Here is a 19,752-nt window from a genome sequence, read left to right on the forward strand (position 1 = left end):
ATCGTCCATCACCTGGTTATCGTCGGGAGCATGTGTGAAACGGAACCGACAGCACGAGGCCGACGACCGAGCACAGCTGATGCTCCAAGTCCTCGCCTAATCTGTCGTCGGAATGTCTGGGTGTCGCCATGTCTATGGTAAGCGGCGACTATCCATGCCGGATATGGCATTCTAGGGCGCTTCACGCAAGGTTAACGCTTACGGCAGGGGCCCTAGCCTTGCCGTCGATGCCTCTCTCCGCCCCGCTGGCGTTCAGGCGACGGACGCGATATTTTCCCATCTGCTTTCGTCTGAAAGCCGCGCCGTGCCCGGCTGTCCAGACGCACGCGTCAGCTTCTGGTGCTGCCTGACCTGCCGGCAGCACCAGAAAACGGATAGCGTTCAGCGAGTCCCCGCGCGACGATCAGCCGCGCCGCGATCGCTATTTGTAGCGCCCCATGGTCACCTTCAGGATGACCGGGGTGAGCAGGTTGATGCCGTAATCGGTCTGGTCGCCGTTCCAGATGCGGCTCATCACCCAGCGTCCGTCGACCACGCGGCCCTCCTCGACGCGGAATACCGAGCCGTTCGCGGGGCCACCCTTCGCGGTCCCGAAGTTCAACCGGACATGATCGCCGACCACTAGGAATTCGTTCGGCGACAGATGCGCGACCGCGACACCGCCGACTGGCTCCTTCGCCCAGACCGGCGGCTCGGACTTGATCCACGTCCAGTCCTTCTGCCCGAACTGCCATTCGCCATAGCTGGTGCCGATCGTCCAGTCGCCCATCGTGACCGACTGGACTGCGGCCTGCCCCGCGCTTTCGTCAGGCTTGGCGACACCCCAGGTGGGATGTTCGAACGCGATCTTCGCCCAGTCGCGCGCCATCGTCGACAGCGCGGCGTATTTCAGCCCGATCGCATCGACGGTCTCGTCGTCGAGCGCCTTTGCCCCCAGCGGGTAATTGAAATACCCGGTCTCATCCATGCCGAACGGCGCATAGCCGATCGCGCCGCGGCCGAGCGCCGCGTAGAAGAAACGCGCAAATTCCTTCGCGTTGCCGATCTCGGGCACCATCAGCGCGTTGTCGGGGCGGGCATAGGCGTCAAGGTAGAGAGCGACGTGGGCGGCATCGCGGTCATAGATGTCGGGCGCCTGGAAATCGATCGCGGGCGCCGCCGCCTTCCAGATATCCAGCACGTCCTGCTGCGGGCCACCACTCGCGACGCCGGTCGGATCGGGCACGTTCGACGGCCCGGCGAGCGAGGCGTTGACATACATCGGCAGCGGCTTGACCGCCTTCCCCGCCGCCGCGATCTCATCGACGAAGCGCGCGGTATGCCAGGTGTTGAACGCGCGGTCGGCCTGCGCACCGAACATCTGCGTCCAGCTTCCGCCCGGCTTCTTGAGCGCCTTCGCCAGTTCGGCGGGCACCGGCTTGGCAAACACGGCGTTGGCCTGCGCACCGTAATCGCGCGGTGAGCGATAGCTGCCGACCTCGTTCTCCGGCTGCACCATGATCACCGTGTTCTGCGGATCGTGCGCCTTGAGGTACTTCATCGCCTCGACGAACGCGCGCTTGTCCGCCTCCAGCGTCGCGCGGAACATCGGCGAATGGACATAATGGTCGGTGCCGTCCTTCAACTTCATCCGCGGAAAACGCTTGTTGTCGGCCTTGAACCAGTCGGGCGTGTAGCCGGGCGAGGTGTTCTTCCATGTCCCGAACCAGAGCAGCACGACGCGTTTGTCATGCGCGCGCGCTTGATCGAGCAGCGTCTGGAGAAACGACAGGTCGAACTTGCCCTCGACCGGCTCGACCTGTTGCCACGCGATCGGGATCTCGACGGTGTTCGCATGCATCCGGTCGAGCATCGGCCATATCTGCGGCAGTGCGGACGCATAGTTGCTGCTGTTGTTGACCTGCGCGCCGAGCATCAGGAACGGCGCCCCATCGACCATCAGCGCATGCCGGCCGCCCTTGGTGACGATCCGCGGTACCTCGGTCGTCGTCTGTGCCGACGCGATGCCGGCGATCAGCGACGCCGACAGGGCTAAGCCCGCGAGCATTTTCTTCATACGAACCATCACTGAATCCTTTTCTCTCGAAGCAGCGCCGCCCGGAAATCCCCTGCCGATCGTCGCCGAAATACTTGCGTTCCGCACCGGTTATCGCTGTGACGCATGCGCGCGGAACGCCTCATTCCTCTACGAATACGATGCCCCCCAGCCCCGACGCTTGCGTGCCGTTGCTTTCCAGCAGAACCGATACGATCCGTTCGCCTTCGCCCGCAGGCATCGGCACGATGACCGTCCCCGGTGCGAACCCGGCCTTCGTCCCGACGCGCTTGCCGTCGATCCAGACTTCGCCACGACCGACGACGCCCTGGAAGACCAGCTTACCGCCGCGTTCCCGCACCGGCCGACGCGGCATGACCTTGGCGCGCAGCACGCTCCAGGTCCCGTGACCCTGCGCCGGCTGGATCTCGCCCGCCCGCACGAACAGCCAGCTGTTCATGTCGTTGTCCGCGAGCACGATATCGGGCGATGGCCGGGTCGCGAACGCGGGCGATTGCCGCCAGTCCTGCAGCATGAGCGTCGCCGCGGTGGTCGGCACGCTCGGCCGGGGCGGGGTTGCCAGCAGGCGGACCGTGGTCGTCGCGCTGCGCAGACCGGCCGACGTTGCCTTGAGCGACAGCGCCCCAGCCCCGCCCTGCCTAGCACGAACGATGACCTGTGCTAGCCCGTTGAACAGCGCGCGCCTGTCACCCTGCTCGGGCTCGTGGCTGATCGGATCGCCGTTGCCGAGCCCGATGATCGTGCCGCCGGTCACGGCGAACGCGACGGGGAGGTTGGCGGTCGGCACATGGCGTCCGTACGCATCGACCCCATCGATCGTAAACGGCTGCACGTCCTCGCCGTCCGCAGCCATTGCGCTGCGATCGGCCGTGATCCGAAGCGCGACCGGCGCGCCGGTCGTCTCGACCACGCTGCGCACGACCGCGCGCCCGCCGCGATAGCCGATCGCCTCCAACCGCCCCGGCGCATAGGAAACCTGCCACTGCGGCATCGTGAAGCGATCGACCGCCTGCTCGCCGACCACCGTACCGTTGAGCAGCAGCCGCACCGTATCGACGTTGGTCAGCGCCATCACCTTGACCGGCTGGCCCTCGCGTCCCGGCCAGTTCCAGTGCGGCATCAGGTCCAGCAGCGGCACGTCGTCGATCCACTGCGCGCGGTGGAGATAAAAGGCCATCTTGGGAAACCCGCACAGGTCCATGATCCCGAAATAGCTGCTCACCGACGGCCATTCGAACGGTGTCGGTTCGCCGTGATAGTCGAACCCGGTCCACACGAACGTCCCGCCGACGACGGAGCGCTCGGCGATCGATTTCCAGCCGGCGCGGTGCGTACTGCCCCAGTCGGCCGGCTCCTCGTCATAGGACGCCATGACGTGCGCGGCACGGTCGGTCGTCCACGCGCCGCGCGTCATGAAGCTCGACGTATCCTCCGAACTGATCATCGGCAGCGTCGGATTGGCGGCGTGGAACCGGTCATACTGATCGCGCTGGTAATTGAAGCCGACCAGGTCGACCGCCTGGCTGACGTTGACGGGCGCGAACATCCCGCTGTTCATCGCCGCGGTCACCGGGCGGCTGTCGTCGAGTGCCTTGACGGTCCGCGACATGCGACGGACCATTTCATAGCCGGCGGGCGTACCCTGCATCGGCTCCTCGTTGAAGACCGACCACATGATGACGCTCGGCCGGTTACGATCGCGCCGCACCAGCCATTGCAGCTGCGCCATGTAATCGGGGCTGGTGTTGAAGTTGCGGTTCTCGCTCATCACCAGGAAGCCGAGGCGATCGCACGCGTCGAGGACCTCGGTCGCGATCGCGTTGTGCGAAAACCGGATCGCGTTGCAGCCAAGATCCTTTAACCGCCGGAGCCGCCAGTCCCACAGCGCATCGGGCACCGCGACGCCGACGCCGGCATGATCCTGGTGGTTGCACGTCCCCTTGATCTTGAGCGGGCGGTCGTTGAGGTAAAACCCGGTCGCGGCATCGAACCGCAGCGTACGGAAGCCGATCCGAAGCGTCCGCTCGTCGACCGTCTTTCCCGCGCGGATCAACCGCGTGCGCAGCGTGTAGAGCGTCGGCGTCTCGACCGACCAAAGCCGGGGAGTCGTTACCGGGAGAGTAAGCGCCACGTCGGCCGGGGTGAGCGACGGCACCGTCCCGCCGGCGGTTTGCGTCGCGATCACGCGGCCGTCCGGATCGATCAGTGTCGCTTCGATCGAGACGGCAACCGCGTCCTTGCCGATATTGCCGAGCGTCGCTGTGACCGGGACGGACCATGCGCCGTCGGGTCCGCGACGCGGATCGGCGTGGATACCGTCGGTGGCGATATAGGTGGCATCGCGCTTCACCAGCCAGACGTGACGGTACAGGCCCGCGCCCTCGTACCACCAGCCTTCCATCGTCTGCGCATCGACGCGCACGACGATCGTGTTCAGGTCGTCGCCATAGCGTGCGAGGTCGGTGATATCGACGTACACCGAATTGTAGCCGCTCCAGTTGTGCGCCACGACCGATCCGTTGAACCAGATCGTCGCGTTCGTCGCGATCCCGCCGAACTGGATTTCGAGATAGCGCCCGCGATCCTGCGGATCGAGCCGCAACGCCCGCCGGTACCAACCGAAACCGCGACGGCGATAGCCCTGCGACACGTTGGCGCTTTCGGCGACGGGCATCGCCATGGCCCAGTCGTGCGGCAATGCGACCTCGGGCCAGTCCGAGATCGTCATAATAGATGGCCGCGGCGCCCTGTGCCTGTCCGGCCTTCGCGCTGTTGTAGGACCAGCCATGCCCGCGAGATCTCGGTCATCGGTATGTCGCCGAGATGAAACCGCCAGCCGCCGTCGAGCAGTAGTCGGCCGGGATCTTCGACCGGCGCGCGTAGCGGTATCGCATCGCGTGTCGCTGGCATCGGCAACGCCCCCGCAGTTGCTTCCTCGGACCGCGTTACCGCGGCGCGCGCGACCTGCGCCGGTCCTATCGCCGCGCCAAGCGCTGCACCATTTGCAAGAAACAGGCGGCGGCTGATCCGGGTCGTCGGCTGGTCCTGCTTCATCGTTTCCCCCTCCGAAGCGCGCATATAGCGGCCATGCTTTACGCTGGCGTATCCGAAGCCAGCGGCTCTGTCACAACAGTGTCCGCCATTCCCTGCCCGCCAGGGGCTGAGTCCGATCCGAAGATCGAGCCCAGCCCTAACGTCCAGCGTTGCCAGATCAGAAGGTGATGCGCGCCACGCCGCTGATCTGGCGGTCGCTCATGATCGAATCGCGCGGCCGGGTGGTGATGCCATAATAGGTCGACCGCACCGTGTTGGTGAGGTTGGTCCCGTTCAGCGTCAGCGACAGATGCGGGGTCACGTTGGCGGTGATCGACGCATCGAGCTGCCCCGACGCTTTCTGGAACTGCGGCAGATTGCCGGTGCCGTTGGCCGACGTCGTCACCAGGAACTCGCTGCGCCAGTTATAGGCGACGCGCGGATACGATCCCACGCTCGTATATGCCGATCAGGTTGTAGTTATACTTCGACAGCCCCTCGAGCGACAATTGCGTCACCGGACCGTCGCTGGCCGGGCTTGGCGCCTCGGAGTCGACATAAGTGAAGTTCGCCTGCACGCCCAAGCCGGCGAGCGGCCCCGGCAGGAAGTCGAAGAACTGCTGATACGCGACTTCCGCACCCTTCACCTTGGCCTTGGCGGCGTTGCTGTAGGTGGTGACGTCGTAGGTAGCGGTGACGCCGTCGGTAAAGGTTACGTCACGCGGCGTGATGACCGTCTGGATGTAGTTCGAGATATCCTTGTAGAACCCCGCGACCGTCAGCGATCCGCTCTTGGCGAAATACCATTCGAGCGAGGCATCGAAATTGGTCGACTTCATCGGCTTCAGATAGGGATTGCCGGTCGACGTCACGTGCTGCTGGTCGATCTGCGCGGTGCCGGGCTCGGTGATCGTCAGGCTCGGGTTGAGCTGGTTGAAGTTCGGGCGCGAGATATTCTTCGACACGGCAAAACGCAGCTGGAGCCGGTCGGTCAGACGCCCACGGACGTTGAGGCTCGGCAGAACCGACGTGTACTTGGTCGCCTCGTTGACCTCGGTGAAGGTCGGAGCCGCGGTCGACTGAGTGCCGTCGGGCGCGGTAATCAGGTCGACCTGCTGGTAGAAGCCCGAGACCGCGACCTTGCTCTGGACCACGCGCACGCCGATATTGCCGTCGATCGGCACCGGCAGATCGTCCGCCTTGAAGAACGCCGCGGCATAGCCGGTATAGGTCTTCTGCGCCTGCGTGTTGGTCCCGCTCGGGACATAGCTCGGCAAGGTCGCAATGCCGAGCGACGCCCGCGTGGCGTCGTAGTCGAGGACGGTCGGGAGCGAGAACGCCTGGATGTCGCCGAACAGATCGGCCTGGCCGCGGAAGAAGCCGCCGAGGTCGACATAACGGAGATTTGTCGCAGCGCCGGTCAGCCCGGTATAACGATAGCCGGTATCGCTGGTGCGGTTGCGACGATCGGCGAACCGGAAGCCCGCCTTAATCGAGCTCAGGATACCTCCGTCGAAGCGATATTCGCCGTCGAGGCGGCCGACCTTGTCGGTACCCTTCGAGTTGTTGAGGTTATCCAGGTAGAAGCCGTTGCTGTAGGTCGCGGGGTTCGCGAGGCCATCGGCGGACACGATCTGGAACGACGGGATCTCGCCCGAGATGTCCTGCGTCAACGTGGTGGCGACGCCGCTCAATCCGACGATCGAGTTCAGGTTGTCGGTCTTGGAATCGACATATTGGAGATCGCCGGTGATCGTCAGGTTGGCGGTCGGCTTCCACTTGCCGTTGAGCGAATAATCGGTCGTCAGAGAATGCCGCGAACCGAGCGAGGTATTGTTGCCGATCGGTACGTCGGTGAACGTGCCGCTCTGGAAATCTCCGTTGGGTGCATAGGTAAACGGCGCGCCGGCCAGCGGCGTGATCGACGCCCCACTGGTGTACGCGAAATAGCTGTAGCCATAGGAGCGCAGCTTGTAATCGTTGCGGAACACCTCACCGGTGAACTCAAGCGTGTCGGTCGGGCGCCACTGGAGCGACACGTCGATGCCGAGGCGACGGCGGTCGCCGAACACTTCGCCGATGCCGGTGCCATGCGGCAGCGTCGTGGTCTGGCCGGTCCGCCCGAGCAGCGCGGCGGTGGCGGCGTCACCGGGATTGCTTTCGTCGAGCGTGTAGAACGGCTCGGTCGAGATCGTGTCCTGGCGGAAATTGGTTTTCTGATACGACGCGCTCGCCAGGATGCCGATTTCGCCGATGCCGGTATTCCAACGATCGCTGACGAGCAGCGATGCGGCCGGCTGGCTCTTCTTGATCAGATCATAATAGGTGTTCGTCGCCGAACCCGAGATCTTGAAGCCGTCGAAGTCGAACGGCTTGCGCGTACGAAAGTTGATCGTGACGCTGAGCTGATCCTCGATCAGGTCCGCCGACGGGTTCTTGTAGACGTCGATCCCGGCGAGCAGCTCGGACGGTACGTCCTCGAGGCTCAGCGCGTTCCTCGACCCGCTCGCGGTGAAGATGTCGCGACCGTTCAGCTCCGTGCGGACCTGGGTCAGGCCGCGGATCGCGACCGAACTGCCTTCGCCGAAGTTGCGCTGGATCTGGATGCCCGAGATGCGCTGCAGCGCTTCGGCGATGTTGCGGTCGGGCAATTTGCCGATGTCTTCGGCGACGATCGAGTCGACGATCTGCGCCGAGTTGCGCTTGATGTTCTGGGCGGACTGAAGGCTCGCACGGACGCCGGTCACGACGATGTCATCGCCCGCCTCTGCGGCGACGGGCGCGGTATCGACTGCTTGGCCCTGATCGGCGCTCGAGGCGGCAGTACCGCTGGTCTGCTGAGCATCCGCAACCGGCGCGGGCGCGCCATCCTGCGGTGCCGCGACCTGCGCCTGCGCTACCGAACCAACTATCACGAGTGCTAGCAGCGACACGGTCGTGCTCAGACCCTTGATGCTGCCAACGCTAATCTTGGAACGCTTCGTCACACTCTCCTCCAGCGGGTCTGATCCTTACGGACCGCCCGCGGTTCACTCTTGGATATCGTGCGCGGCCACGCCGCTACCGTATCGTCAGCGGCGCCTAGCGAATGATTTAGATCATTTATATGCTAATTCGATTTACGTGGACAATTCATCCGGTATGATGGCATCTATGGCGAGGGTCCGACCACCGCCGTAGCGGGCGCGTTTGCGGAGAAGACCAGCTACACGGCGCAGGACATCCGGTTCACGACCAAGGGCGAGACGCTGTACGCGATCACGCTCGGCATGCCTCGGGGGCAGACCGCGATCACGTCGCTGGCCCAGCCCAACCCGCACGAACGACGCCGGGTACGCGCAGTGCGCCTGCTCGGCCGCCCCGGCGCGATCGCGTTTCGCCAGACCGGACAGGCTCTGGTGATCGACCTGCCTGCGACCTTGCCGACGCGTCACGCGAGCGCGTTCGCGATCGATTTCGCCTGACGAGAAATACCGCACGTGCACGATGTGCGCGTCGATCGAACACGAGCTTGGAGAGGCTATTTGAAACACCCCTGATCCGCGCCCTGCGGTTTGCGATGCTTGCGGCGGCTACGCTGGCTGTTCCGCTTGCCAGCATCGTTCCAGCGCAGGCGCAGACCGCCGTCGGGCATCCCGACTGGCCGGGCCGCGGCGACCTGTTCGTGGGCGCCTGCTACCAGCCGATCGACCGTTCGCCCGAGCAGATCCGCCAGGACATCGCGATCATGAAGAAGGCCGGGTTCACCATGGTCCGCATGGGCGACCTGTCCTGGGATTCGTTCGAGCCGCAGGAAGGCCATTTCACGTTCGAATGGTTCGACGCGATCCTGGACCAGATGCATGCCGCCGGGATCAAGGTGCTCCTCGACATTCCCGGCCAGCCGGCACCGACCTGGCTGCACAAGACATATCCCGGCGTCGATCTCGTCACGCAGGACGGCGTCCGGCGCAATGCCGCGACGCGCTATTGGGACAATATCAGCGATCCCGATTATCGCCGGCTGGTCCGGCGGCTCGCCGAGCAGATGCTCAAGCGGTACGCGCATAATCCCGCGGTGATCGCGGTCGGCTACACCAACGAGATCGGCAACGGCCAGATGTCGTATTCGCCGGCTGACCGGCAACGCTTCGTCGGCTGGCTGCAGAAGAAATACGGGACGATCGCGGCGCTCAACACCGCCTGGGCGACGCAGCGCTGGTCGCGTCGGATCAATAGCTGGGACGAGGTCGACCTACCCTATGGCAATGGCCCAGGGCCGAACGAGCGCAATCTCGACCTCCGGCGCTTCTGGTCGGACGACACGATCGGTGCGCTGACCGACCTCGAAGCAGTCCGCAAGCAATATGCACCGAACCTGCCCGTCGCGTCGAACTTCTGGCCCGACGCCTGGACCAAGGGGTTCGACTATCTACGGTCGTGGGACAAGGTCTCGACCTATGGCGGCCAGGGCTTCTATCCGGGCGAGCCGCTAGGCGCGGCGCTAGACGTCTCGCGCAACCGAGCCGGGCACGATACGCCGATGTGGCTGAACGAATTCACGGCCGGCGGTGGCGGCTATTACGGCACGCCGGGCCGGTCACGGATGTGGGCCTATTTCGGGCTGATCTACTACGCGCAGACCTTCCTCGCCTGGACCTTCAACTCGCATAGCGGCGGCGAGGAACAGGGGTTGTTCGGACTGGTCGACCATGACGGCCGCCCATCGTGGAAGGTCGGCGAGTTCGGCCAGATCGCCAGCGAGTTCGCCAAGCTGAAGACGATGGGCTTCCCGCGCTATCGCAAGCCCGAGGTGGCGATCGCCTATTCGTTCCAGACCAACTGGCTGACCTCGCCCCCGCCGGGGCCCAACACGATGCAGGAATATTTCAAGACCAGCTATCCCGACCAGGCCAAGGCTGCGCTCGCACCGCTGTTCGTCGACAACATCGACACCGCGGTGATCGACATCGGCCACGACGCGATCGACCGCTACAAGCTCGTGATCCTGCCCAGCGCGTACATGATGAACAAGGAAACTGCCGAGGCCGTGCGTCGCTACGTCGCGAACGGCGGGACGGTGATCATGACCGGCTATTCCGCCAAGGTCGATGAGACCGGCAAATGGTTCGAGACGCCCCTGCCCGGCCGGCTGACCGACGTGTTCGGCGTGCGGACCAACGAATTCTATCGCGCCGAGCAACCGCTGAAGATCATGTTCGACGGCAAAGAGCAGATCGGTAGCGATCCCTATTACGAGGTGCTCGAACCGAGCACGGCCAAACCGCTGGCGATGTTCACCAACACGCCCAAGCCAAGCCCGGCGATCACCATCAACCGCTTCGGCAAGGGCCGGGCGATCTATCTCGCCACCGCCGCGCAAGGCGCGTTTCTCGATCCGCTCGTGCGATCGCTCTATACCGAACTCGGGATCAAGCGTGGCCCGGTCACTCCGCCGGGCGTAGTCGCGCGCATTGTCGATGGGCGGACGCTGTACGTGAACACGAACACCGCGCCTGCTCGTGTGGCGTTGGCAGGCGAGCAGCACGATATTCTGAGCGGCAAAGCCTATACCGATCGGCTCGACCTTTTGCCGTACGGCGTGGCGCTGCTCCAATAACGACGTCCGATAAGTGGCCAATCCGGGTCTTCGCCTTGCGTTGACGCGGAATACGGTTGATCCGCGCGCCGTATCTGCAATTATACGACAAAATTACCGTCTCGGCCAAGATAGCGCTACCGTCAGGGCATAGACCCGTGGAGAGGATTTCGATGTACATTTCCCCAGCCCGTATCGACGCGCAATCGTCTGACCAGTCCCGCACCACGTCGCGATGGGGCTGGTCTTCGCGGCTGATCGCCCGGTTGACCATGGGGGTTTCACTAGCGACGCTCGGCACCGCCGCCACTGCTGCACCGATCGCGACGGTCGATCGCAACGGCAGCCTGGTTTCGGTCGAGGCCTATGCCCCCAACATCGTCCGCGTGACGATCGCGACCGACCGTGGGCAGGTCGACGCGCCCCCGGCGATGGCCCCAACGCAAAGCCCGATGCCGCCGGCTGGATGCATCGTAACGACGCAGGCGCCGACGTCTTCGTCTCTTCCGCGCTGTCGCTCTCGGTCGATGCGAAGCCTTGGCCCAAGGCGCCCACGCAGATGGAGCGTTATTTCGCACCGTCGCTACCGCCGGTGTCGGTGACGATCCGCAAGGCGGACGGCACTATGCTAACGCAGATGACCGGCTGGGAAATGGCGCCGCATACCGTCAACGGCGAGAAGACGTTCCGCGTCGGCGCGAGCTTCGCCTCGCCCGCTGACGAGCATTATTACGGGCTCGGCCAGAACCAGGAGGGCAAGCTCGACCTGCGCGGCCGCACGATCGACTGCCGCCACAATTACGATGCGCCCGCGGGCGAGACGGTCTGCGTGCCGTTCATGGTCACCAACAAGGGCTATGGCATCGTATGGGACAATCCGTCCTCGACCGTCGTTTCCCCCGGCCTGCATAGTTCGACGCACTGGCAGTCGGAGGTCGGCGAGCGCGTCTCGTTCTTCGTCATCACCGGCGCCACCACCGACGAGATCTATGCCGGCTACGCGACGCTGACCGGCACCACGCCGCTGCCGCCAAAGGCTGCGTTCGGCCTTATCCAGAGCAAGGCGCGGTACGAGACCGAGAAAGAATTGCTCGACGTCGCCACCGGGTATCGCAGCCGCGGCCTGCCGCTCGACATCATGGTGCTCGACTGGTTCTACTGGTCGCGCATGGGCCAGCTCGACATCGACCGGAACTATTTCCCCGATCCCAAGGGCATGAACGACAAGTTGAAGTCGATGGGGATGCATTCGATCATCAGCGTCTGGCCGCGCTTCGAGAAGGAATCGCGGTATTTCGACCTGTTGTCGACCAAGGGCTGGTTGCTGAAGGACAAAGACGGCAACGTCGTCGACGGCCTGCCGATCCGCTCGGATCGTGCGGGCGCGTTGCTCGACAGCACCAACCCCGATGCGCGCCACTGGTTCTGGGACCGGATCCGCGACAACATCGCCAGCCAGGGCTTCGACTGGTTCTGGCTCGACGAGACCGAACCCGATCTGGTGCCCGACGGCAGCTTCTACTCGATCGGCTCGGGCGACCGCTACCACAACGTCTTCCCGCTGCTCCACACGATGAGCGTCGCGGATGGGTCGGCTAAGGACCGTCCCACGATGCGCAACCTGATCCTGTCGCGCGCGGCGTATCTGGGTGCCCAGCGCAACGGCGGCCTGTTCTGGTCGTCGGACATCAAGTCGACTTGGGAAGCGCTGCATCGACAGGTGCCGGCCGGGCTCGGCTTCACCGCGAGCGGCATGGCCTATTGGGGCAGCGACATCGGTGGCTGGCAATGGCCGAACGGGCCGAAGGCGACACGCCCGGTACTGCTCGATCCGGCGGGCGCAACCGCGATGGCGCCCGATTACGCGGATTATCCCGAGCTGTTCACGCGCTGGTTCGGCTATAGCGTATTCACGCCGACCTTGCGGATCCACGGCCAGCGCCCGGCCACCGCGATCTGGCAATATGGCACCGCGGCCGAGCCGGTCCTCGCGAACTTCCTGAAGCTGCGCTACTCGCTGATGCCGTACATCTATTCGCTCGGCCGCCATACCTACGAGAGCAATGCGCCGATGATGCGCGCGTTGTTCATGGATTTCCCGAACGATCCCAACGTCGCCGACATGGGCGACGAATATATGTTCGGCCCCGCCTTCCTGGTCGCGCCCGTCACCGAACAGGGCAAGACCAGCCGCCAGGTCTATCTGCCGGCGGGTGCGGAATGGTATGACTACTGGACCAACCAGCGGTTCACCGGCGGCCAGACCGTCACCGCGAATGCGCCGATCGAAAAGATCCCGCTGTTCGTGCGCGCCGGGTCGATCATCCCGATGGGCGTCCAGGTGCCGAGCACCGCGACCGCGCAGGCGCTCGAGAGCATCCGCGTCTATCCCGGCGCCGATGCGAGCTTCGCGCTGTACGACGATGACGGCGTGACCAACGACTATCGGACCAAGGGCGGGCGCAAGGCGATGCTGCGCTGGGACGACAAGACCCGGCGTCTGACCGCATCGGGCAAGCTGCCGACCGGGCAGGACGCCGCATCGCTGATCCAGATCGTCTCTTCGAAGTGATCCGCGCAGTCTGCATCGCCGCACTGACGTTGGTCGCCTTTCCGGTGGCCGCGCAGACCAATGTTCCGGGCGATCCCTATGCCGGCGATCCGGTCGGGATCGTCGCGGCGCCCTGCCCTGCGCATCCGTCGCCGACAGACGGCGCCGGATGGGAGGCGTGGAAGCTGCATTCGCTCACGCGCGACTTTGGCCAATTGTGCCGGTACCGCGCGCAGAACGAACAGCTGAAGGCATCGAACACACCGGTCCGCGTGGTCTTCATGGGCGATTCGATCACCGACAACTGGATCGGTGCGGATGCCGGGCTGTTCACCGGCGGACTGGTCGATCGCGGGATCAGCGGGCAGACCACGCCGCAGATGCTGGTGCGCTTCCGCGAGGACGTGATCGCGCTGAAACCGCGCGCGGTCCACATCATGGGGGGCACCAACGACATCGCCGGCAACACCGGCGCCTCGACCATGGAGATCGTCCAGGGCAACATCGCCAGCATGGCCGACCTCGCGCGCGAACGGTATCAAGGTCATCCTCGCCTCGACCCCGCCCGCCGCCGCCTTCCCGTGGAGCAAGGACAAGCAGCCGGTGCCGCAGATCCGCGCGCTCAATGGCTGGTTGAAGGCCTATGCGGCGAAGAACGGCTTCACCTATGTCGACTATTACACCGCGCTAGCCACACCCGAAGGCGCGATGAAGCCGGGGCTCGCGAGCGATGGCGTCCATCCGACTCCCGCCGGCTATGCGATGATGCGCCCGCTGGCCCTGGCCGCGATCCGCCGGACCATCGCAGCCAAGTGAGTATCGATCTCAGCCGCCGTTCGGTCCTCGCCGGGATCGCCGCACTCGGCCCCGCAACACACGCCCTTGCGCAAAGCCCGATGGGGCTGGCGCGCGGTCCGGTGCAGCCGACCTGGCAATCGCTGGTCGATCACTATCGCTACCCCGAGTGGTTCCGCGACGCGAAGCTCGGCCTGTGGTCGCATTGGGGCCCGCAGTCGGTGCCCGAGCAAGGCGACTGGTACGGTCGCTTCATGTATATGCAGGGCCATCCGGCGTACGAACATCACCTCAAGACCTATGGTCATCCGACCAAGTCGGGGATGATGGAGGTGATGAATCGCTGGACTGCGGCGCGCTGGGATCCCGACGCGCTGATCGCCCGCTATGCCAAGGCGGGGGCGAAATATTTCGTCTCGCTCGCCAACCATCATGACAATCTCGACTGCTACGACAGCCGCTATCACGCCTGGAACTCGCTCCGCGTCGGGCCGAAACGCGATGTCGTCGGCACCTGGGAAAAGGCGGCGCGCAAGGCGGGGCTGAAGTTCGGCGTCTCGAACCACGCCGCGCATAGCTGGCATTGGTATCAGACCGCCTACGGCTATGATCCGACCGGGCCGCTGAAGGGGCAGCGATACGACGCGTTCAAACTGCGGACCGCCGATGGCCACGGTAAGTGGTGGGAAGGTCTCGACCCGCAACAGCTCTATACCGGCGCGCATGCGGTCCTGCCCAACGGCATCGATACGATCGCGGCGATGACCGCATGGCACGACGCGAATGACGGCCAGTGGATCGAGACGCCGCCGCCGAACGATCCGGGCTACGCCGCAAAATGGCTGCTGCGCCAGACCGACCTGATCGACAAGTACAAGCCCGACTTCTGCTATTTCGACGACTACGAACTGCCGTTCGGGCCGGTCGGGCTCCAGGCAGCGGCGGATTACTACAACCGCTCGATCGCCTGGCACGGCAAGATCGACGTCGTGCTGACCGCCAAGCAGCTGAAGCCCTATGCGCGGTTCGGTATCGTGCAGGACGTCGAGCGCGGCTTCACCGACCATCTGTGGGACGAGCCGTGGCAGACTGACACCTGTATCGGCGACTGGTTCTACAACGTCGCGCGGCTTAACGACAAAAGCTACAAGACCGCCGAGCAGGTCATCCAGAGGCTCGCCGATGTCGTGTCGAAGAACGGCAATCTGCTGCTCTCGATCCCGCAGCCCGGCGACGGTTCGATCGACGGCGAGGAGGAGAAGATCCTCGACGGCATGAGCCGCTGGATCGCAGTCAACGACGAGGCGATCTTCGGCTCGCGGCCATGGCGGATCTACGGCGAAGGCCCGACCAGGCTGCAGGCCGGGATGCAGAACGAACAATCGTCTGGCGTGTTCACGGCCCGCGACGTGCGGTTCACCACCAACAAGGGCGCGCTCTACGCGCTGTTCCTGGGCTGGCCGCAGGGTGCGGTCACGATCGAGGCGCTGGGACGCAACCGCTTCGCCGATGGCGTGGTCGAGCGCGTGACGTTGCTCGGCAGCGGCGGCATGGCGCATCGCCGCGATGCGCGCGGCCTGCACCTGACGATGCCCGCGAACCCGGGCGGCGGCTTCGTCCCTGTCCTGAAGATCGAAGGCCGAGGCCTGGTCTGACCATTTCGGGCCGCACCTTACGGACTCCGGATCAACGCTGATACGATTGGGAACGCTGCTCAGCCGAGCAAGGCCGCTCCGCGATCGACCACCGCGCCCTCGCTTTCGGCCTGACGGATCAGGATCATGACGTCCTCGATGATCGATCGGATCGTGGCGCTGGCGGAAGCCGCATCGCGCGCAGCGATCGCCTCGAGCACGGCCTTATGCGCGGGCAGGCTTGCGCTGCGCCCCTTGAACCGGTTGGTGAAGCGGATCGAGGTCCGTAGCGCCGTCGACACAAGATCCTCGAACTGTGCGAAGAATGGGTTGTCGCACGCTCGCAGGATCGCAACGTGGAACACGATGTCGGCCTCGAGCGCGTCGTCATCGCCGCGCTCGGCCGCCTCCATGCGCGCATAGCCCGCCGCAATCATCGCGATGCCCGACGGCGTGGCGTGCAATGCCGCGAGCTGCGCCGCCATCGGCTCGACTGCAAGGCGCAGCTCGTTGAAGCTGCGGAGCAGCGGCAGGGTAAACTGGCGTTCGAGTAGCCAACGCAGCACATCGGTGTCGAAGAGGTTCCAGGTCGAATTTGGCTGGATGATGGTGCCCTGCCGCGGGCGCGCGGAAAGCAAACCCTTCGCGGTCAGCATTTTGACCGCCTCGCGCGTCACTGACCGGCTCACGCCGTGCTCGATCGCCAGTTCCGCCTCGGTAGGAAATCGCTTTCCGTCGTAATGGCCCGTGACGATCGCGCGACCCACGGCGTCGAGCATACCGTAAGTCAGATTGCGGCCCAGCGCCGTGCGGACCTTCGTGGGCTTGGGTTCGGTCATAGGGCTTGGTCGCCCAAATTCGTGACCGCTACAAGCGTCCCTCTGCATATCGCACGACAGGTGCCCACTTTTACCCTGCAAAGATGATGAGCGCACCAGATTGCCTTACCAGGACTGTATCTCATCCACCCCACAAATGGCCGTGGCATCGGCCGAATAGCGCGTCCCCATCATGCTTGTCGGAACATCGGTGCCGCGCAGTGCTGGGCGATGAAATCCTCGTGCGTCGGCATCGCTTCGGCGGTCTTGCCGATCATCTCTCGAATATGAGCCATGAACCGCGTCGCCTCTTCAAGCGGCAATCCGCCCGTCAACGGATCGAAGGACGCCGGCTGCACATTCTGGCCGAGCAACACCGCGATCCAGCTATCGGGGGTGAATAATTCGCCCTGCTCGCGAAACACCCGCGCCTTGCCCCGCCATAACGCGAGTTTGCCCTGCAGCGATTCCGGGAGCGCCATGGTCCGACAATGGTCCCAGAATGGCGAATCCGATCGTTCGGTCTCATGATAATGGAGGATGATGAAATCGCGGACCTGCGCGTATTCGCGGAGCATGACACGGTTGTACTCGTCAATTTCGACCGGATCGAAACCACGATCGGGGAAGAGGGTCATCAGCCGCGCGATCCCCGACTGGATCAGGTGGATGCTGGTCGATTCGAGCGGTTCGAGGAAACCACCGGACAACCCGATCGCCACGCAGTTCCGGTCCCAAAGCCGCTCGCGCCGCCCTGCCTCGAAACGCAACTGACGGGGTTCGCCCAACGCCGCGCCATCGAGCCCCGCCAGCAGCGCCTGCTTGGCATCGTCGTCGTCGATATGCGCGCTGGAATAGACATAGCCGTTGCCGACGCGGTGCTGGAGCGGAATCCGCCAGCGCCATCCGGCGCTATCCGCCGTCGCCCGCGTATAGGGCGTCAGTGGCCCCTGTCGTTCGCTCGGCACCGCCCACGCCCGGTCGCAGGGCAGCCACTGCTTCCAGCTCGCAAACGGTACACCTAGCGTATCGCCGAGCAGCAGCGACCGGAAACCGCTGCAGTCGATGAACAATTCGCCCTCGATCCGGCGATCGCCTTCGAGCCGCACCGCCTCGATGAACCCCGTTTCGGCATTCCGATCGACTGCGATCACGCGCCCCTCGACGCGGACCACCCCGTCCTGCTCGGCGATGTCGCGCAGGAACGTCGCGTAGAGGCCTGCGTCGAAATGGAACGCGTACGACAAGGTCGACAGCACCGACTGCGGATTGGCGCTCGGCCGAGTGAACCGCCCGCGCCGAGCCGCCACGGAGGACAGGCAATAGTCGTCGATTGGTCCGGGATCCGCGTTGCCCGAGGCAGCCTGCCGGAGCCAGAGCTGGTGAAAGGAAACGCCGTCGATGTCGCGGCCGTGCGTGCCGAACGGGTGCAGATAGGAGTCGCCGAGCCGCGTCCAGTTGCGGAACTCGATCCCCAGCTTGAACGTCGCGCCGGTCGCGCGGACGAACGCGTCCTCGTCGATCCCGAGCATGCGGTTGTAATCGAGCAGCGACGGGATCGTCGCCTCGCCAACACCAACCGTGCCGATCTCCTCGGATTCGACCAAGGTGACCGAAACGCCGCTGGCGACCAGTCGCGACAGAGCCGCCGCGGTCATCCAGCCTGCCGTGCCGCCGCCGACGATCACGACCTTTGTGATCTTCCCGGGCCGGGTGACGGTCACGCTGCGGCCCGCGCGCCAAAGCTGTGGGACTGGGCGTAGGATACCAGATCGCGGTTCGACGGGAGGTTGGCGATCGCATAACGCGCCTGGCGCTGCACCTCCGCGAACGCCCGGCGTGCATCCTCACCGTAGCGAAGCGCGCCGGCCTTGGCGCTCAGGTCGGTCTTCCAGCCCATGCCGTACAGAACATATTGCCAGCTTGCCTCGGTGAAGATGTCGACCTGCCCGTCGATGTCGAGCTCGTTGGGCGGCCGGAACCGCCAGCGATCGAGCATCTCCAGCAGGCGGTCCGGCACCGATGCGTCGGCCACGTTGTCGCGCCAGAACGCGGTGTCGCGGCGTTCCGAGATACAATAATGCAGCTTGATGAAATCGAGCGCACGTTCGTAGCGGCGCAGCATGTTGGCGTTGAACTGGCGCGCGGACGTCTCGTAATCGCCGCCCCAAGGGAACAGGTTAGCGATCATACCGGCGGACACTTCGGCAAACGCTATTCCGGTCGCCTCTAATGGCTCGAAAAAGCCGCTCGACAGCCCGACCGCGACGCAGTTCTTGTACCAGTTCACCTCGCGATAGCCGGCCTCGAACTTGAAATGGCGTACGTCGGCGGTCTCGCCCGCCGCGCCCAGATAGCCGCGCAACACACGCTCGGCAGCATCGTCTTCGCTATGGTCGGACGAATAGACATGGCCGATGCCGCGGCGACGATCGAGCCCGATGTCCCAGATCCAGCCCGCCTCCTGCGCGGTTGAAATCGTGTACGAGGCGATCGGTTCGTCGGGCCGCGTATAGGGTAGTTGCGCGGCGATCGCGCGGTTGCAGAACAGCACGTCGCGGCACGACCGGAACGGGATCTTCATCGCCTTGCCGATCAGCTCAGCGCGAAAGCCGGTGCAGTCGATGTATAGATCGGCGTCGAGTATCCCGTTCCGCTCGGTCCGAACGCCACCGATCGCGCCGTCCGCATCAAGCAGCACTTCGCTCACGGTGTCGGTCAGGTGGCGGACGCCGTTCTTCACGCCCTGCTCGCGCAAAAGGCCGGCAAGCGCGACTGCGTCGAAATGGAAGGCATAGTTCAGCGGCCCGACATAATCGGGATGCGTCGGTAATTTGGGCGCGCGGTGCCGGTCGGCCGCCTTCTTCTGCGGGTTGGAGACCTCGTCCCAATTCTCCGTGCCGCCGAGGCCCAGCAGCCAATAGGGCAGCAGGTCGAGACCGTCGCTCGCGTCCGCGACCTGGAAGGGGTGCGAATAATGATCGGTCGCCCCCTGCCCCGGCGCGTGGCGCCAGTGGACGAACTTGGCACCCTGCTTGAACGTCGCGCCGCAGCGTCGGATCAGATCGGCCTCGTCGATCCCGATCGTCGCCAATGTCCGCCGGATCGTCGGGAACGTCCCCTCGCCGACACCCAGAATCCCGATGTCACGCGATTCGACGAGCGTGATCGCGACGCCGCCCGGCAGATCAGCGCCGAGCCGCTTGGCGAGATAGCCTGCGGTCAGCCACCCGGCAGTGCCGCCGCCCACGATCAGGATCCGCTTGGTCATCACAGCCTCGCTTTGC

At 64.7% G+C, this 19,752-nt stretch carries 9 protein-coding genes and 3 pseudogenes; 5 read left to right on the plus strand and 7 right to left on the minus strand.

Annotation, left to right across the window (positions count from 1 at the left end; all coding sequences use genetic code 11):
- Nucleotides 1–421 precede the first annotated feature (421 nt).
- From QP181_RS06425 to QP181_RS06445, 4 genes and pseudogenes are all read right to left on the minus strand, one after another.
- On the minus strand, nucleotides 422–2,065 hold the full coding sequence (locus tag QP181_RS06425) for a DUF5597 domain-containing protein (protein WP_443027524.1): 1,644 nt from the start codon (nucleotides 2,063–2,065) through the stop codon (nucleotides 422–424).
- A 112-nt stretch (nucleotides 2,066–2,177) separates the two neighbouring features.
- Complete coding sequence (gene galA, locus QP181_RS06430; protein ID WP_333928018.1) at nucleotides 2,178–4,784, minus strand: beta-galactosidase GalA; 2,607 nt, start codon at nucleotides 4,782–4,784, stop codon at nucleotides 2,178–2,180.
- Complete coding sequence (locus tag QP181_RS06435) at nucleotides 4,781–5,110, minus strand: hypothetical protein (RefSeq protein ID WP_333928019.1); 330 nt, start codon at nucleotides 5,108–5,110, stop codon at nucleotides 4,781–4,783. The genes galA and QP181_RS06435 overlap by 4 nt, the downstream gene beginning before the upstream one ends.
- A 157-nt stretch (nucleotides 5,111–5,267) precedes the next feature.
- Nucleotides 5,268–8,043: pseudogene (locus QP181_RS06445) on the minus strand (TonB-dependent receptor).
- A 267-nt stretch (nucleotides 8,044–8,310) separates the two neighbouring features.
- Here QP181_RS06445 and QP181_RS06450 point away from each other — a divergent pair.
- The 5 genes and pseudogenes from QP181_RS06450 (at nucleotide 8,311) to QP181_RS06475 (ending at nucleotide 15,668) form a co-directional block, all read left to right on the plus strand.
- Nucleotides 8,311–8,553, plus strand: coding sequence for an alpha-L-fucosidase C-terminal domain-containing protein (locus QP181_RS06450; RefSeq protein ID WP_333929573.1), 243 nt, complete (start codon nucleotides 8,311–8,313; stop codon nucleotides 8,551–8,553).
- A gap of 95 nt (nucleotides 8,554–8,648) precedes the next feature.
- Nucleotides 8,649–10,688 (plus strand): beta-galactosidase, encoded by a 2,040-nt coding sequence (locus QP181_RS06455; RefSeq protein WP_333928022.1) that lies wholly within the window; start codon nucleotides 8,649–8,651, stop codon nucleotides 10,686–10,688.
- Nucleotides 10,689–10,939: 251 nt separating this feature from the next.
- A pseudogene (locus tag QP181_RS06460) lies at nucleotides 10,940–13,239 on the plus strand (glycoside hydrolase family 31 protein).
- A 260-nt stretch (nucleotides 13,240–13,499) separates the two neighbouring features.
- Nucleotides 13,500–13,847: pseudogene (locus QP181_RS19945) on the plus strand (GDSL-type esterase/lipase family protein); the annotation flags it as partial.
- 189 nt (nucleotides 13,848–14,036) lie between these two features.
- Entirely contained in the window at nucleotides 14,037–15,668 is a 1,632-nt protein-coding gene (locus QP181_RS06475) for an alpha-L-fucosidase (protein ID WP_333929575.1), read from the plus strand.
- A gap of 59 nt (nucleotides 15,669–15,727) precedes the next feature.
- On the opposite strand, the gene QP181_RS06480 is transcribed toward QP181_RS06475, so the two are convergent.
- The 3 genes from QP181_RS06480 to QP181_RS06490 form a co-directional block, all read right to left on the minus strand.
- On the minus strand, nucleotides 15,728–16,486 hold the full coding sequence (locus QP181_RS06480; protein ID WP_332753894.1) for a FadR/GntR family transcriptional regulator: 759 nt from the start codon (nucleotides 16,484–16,486) through the stop codon (nucleotides 15,728–15,730).
- A 170-nt stretch (nucleotides 16,487–16,656) separates the two neighbouring features.
- The gene (locus QP181_RS06485; protein ID WP_333928023.1) at nucleotides 16,657–18,189 is read right to left on the minus strand and encodes a tryptophan halogenase family protein; all 1,533 of its coding nucleotides are present in this window, start codon (nucleotides 18,187–18,189) and stop codon (nucleotides 16,657–16,659) included.
- Complete coding sequence (locus QP181_RS06490; protein ID WP_132897057.1) at nucleotides 18,186–19,736, minus strand: tryptophan halogenase family protein; 1,551 nt, start codon at nucleotides 19,734–19,736, stop codon at nucleotides 18,186–18,188. Before QP181_RS06490 ends, QP181_RS06485 begins: the two co-directional genes overlap by 4 nt.
- Between the last annotated feature and the right edge of the window lie 16 nt (nucleotides 19,737–19,752).

It is taken from the genome of Sphingomonas sp. LR55, assembly GCF_036856015.1.
Taxonomy (GTDB): Bacteria; Pseudomonadota; Alphaproteobacteria; order Sphingomonadales; family Sphingomonadaceae; genus Sphingomonas.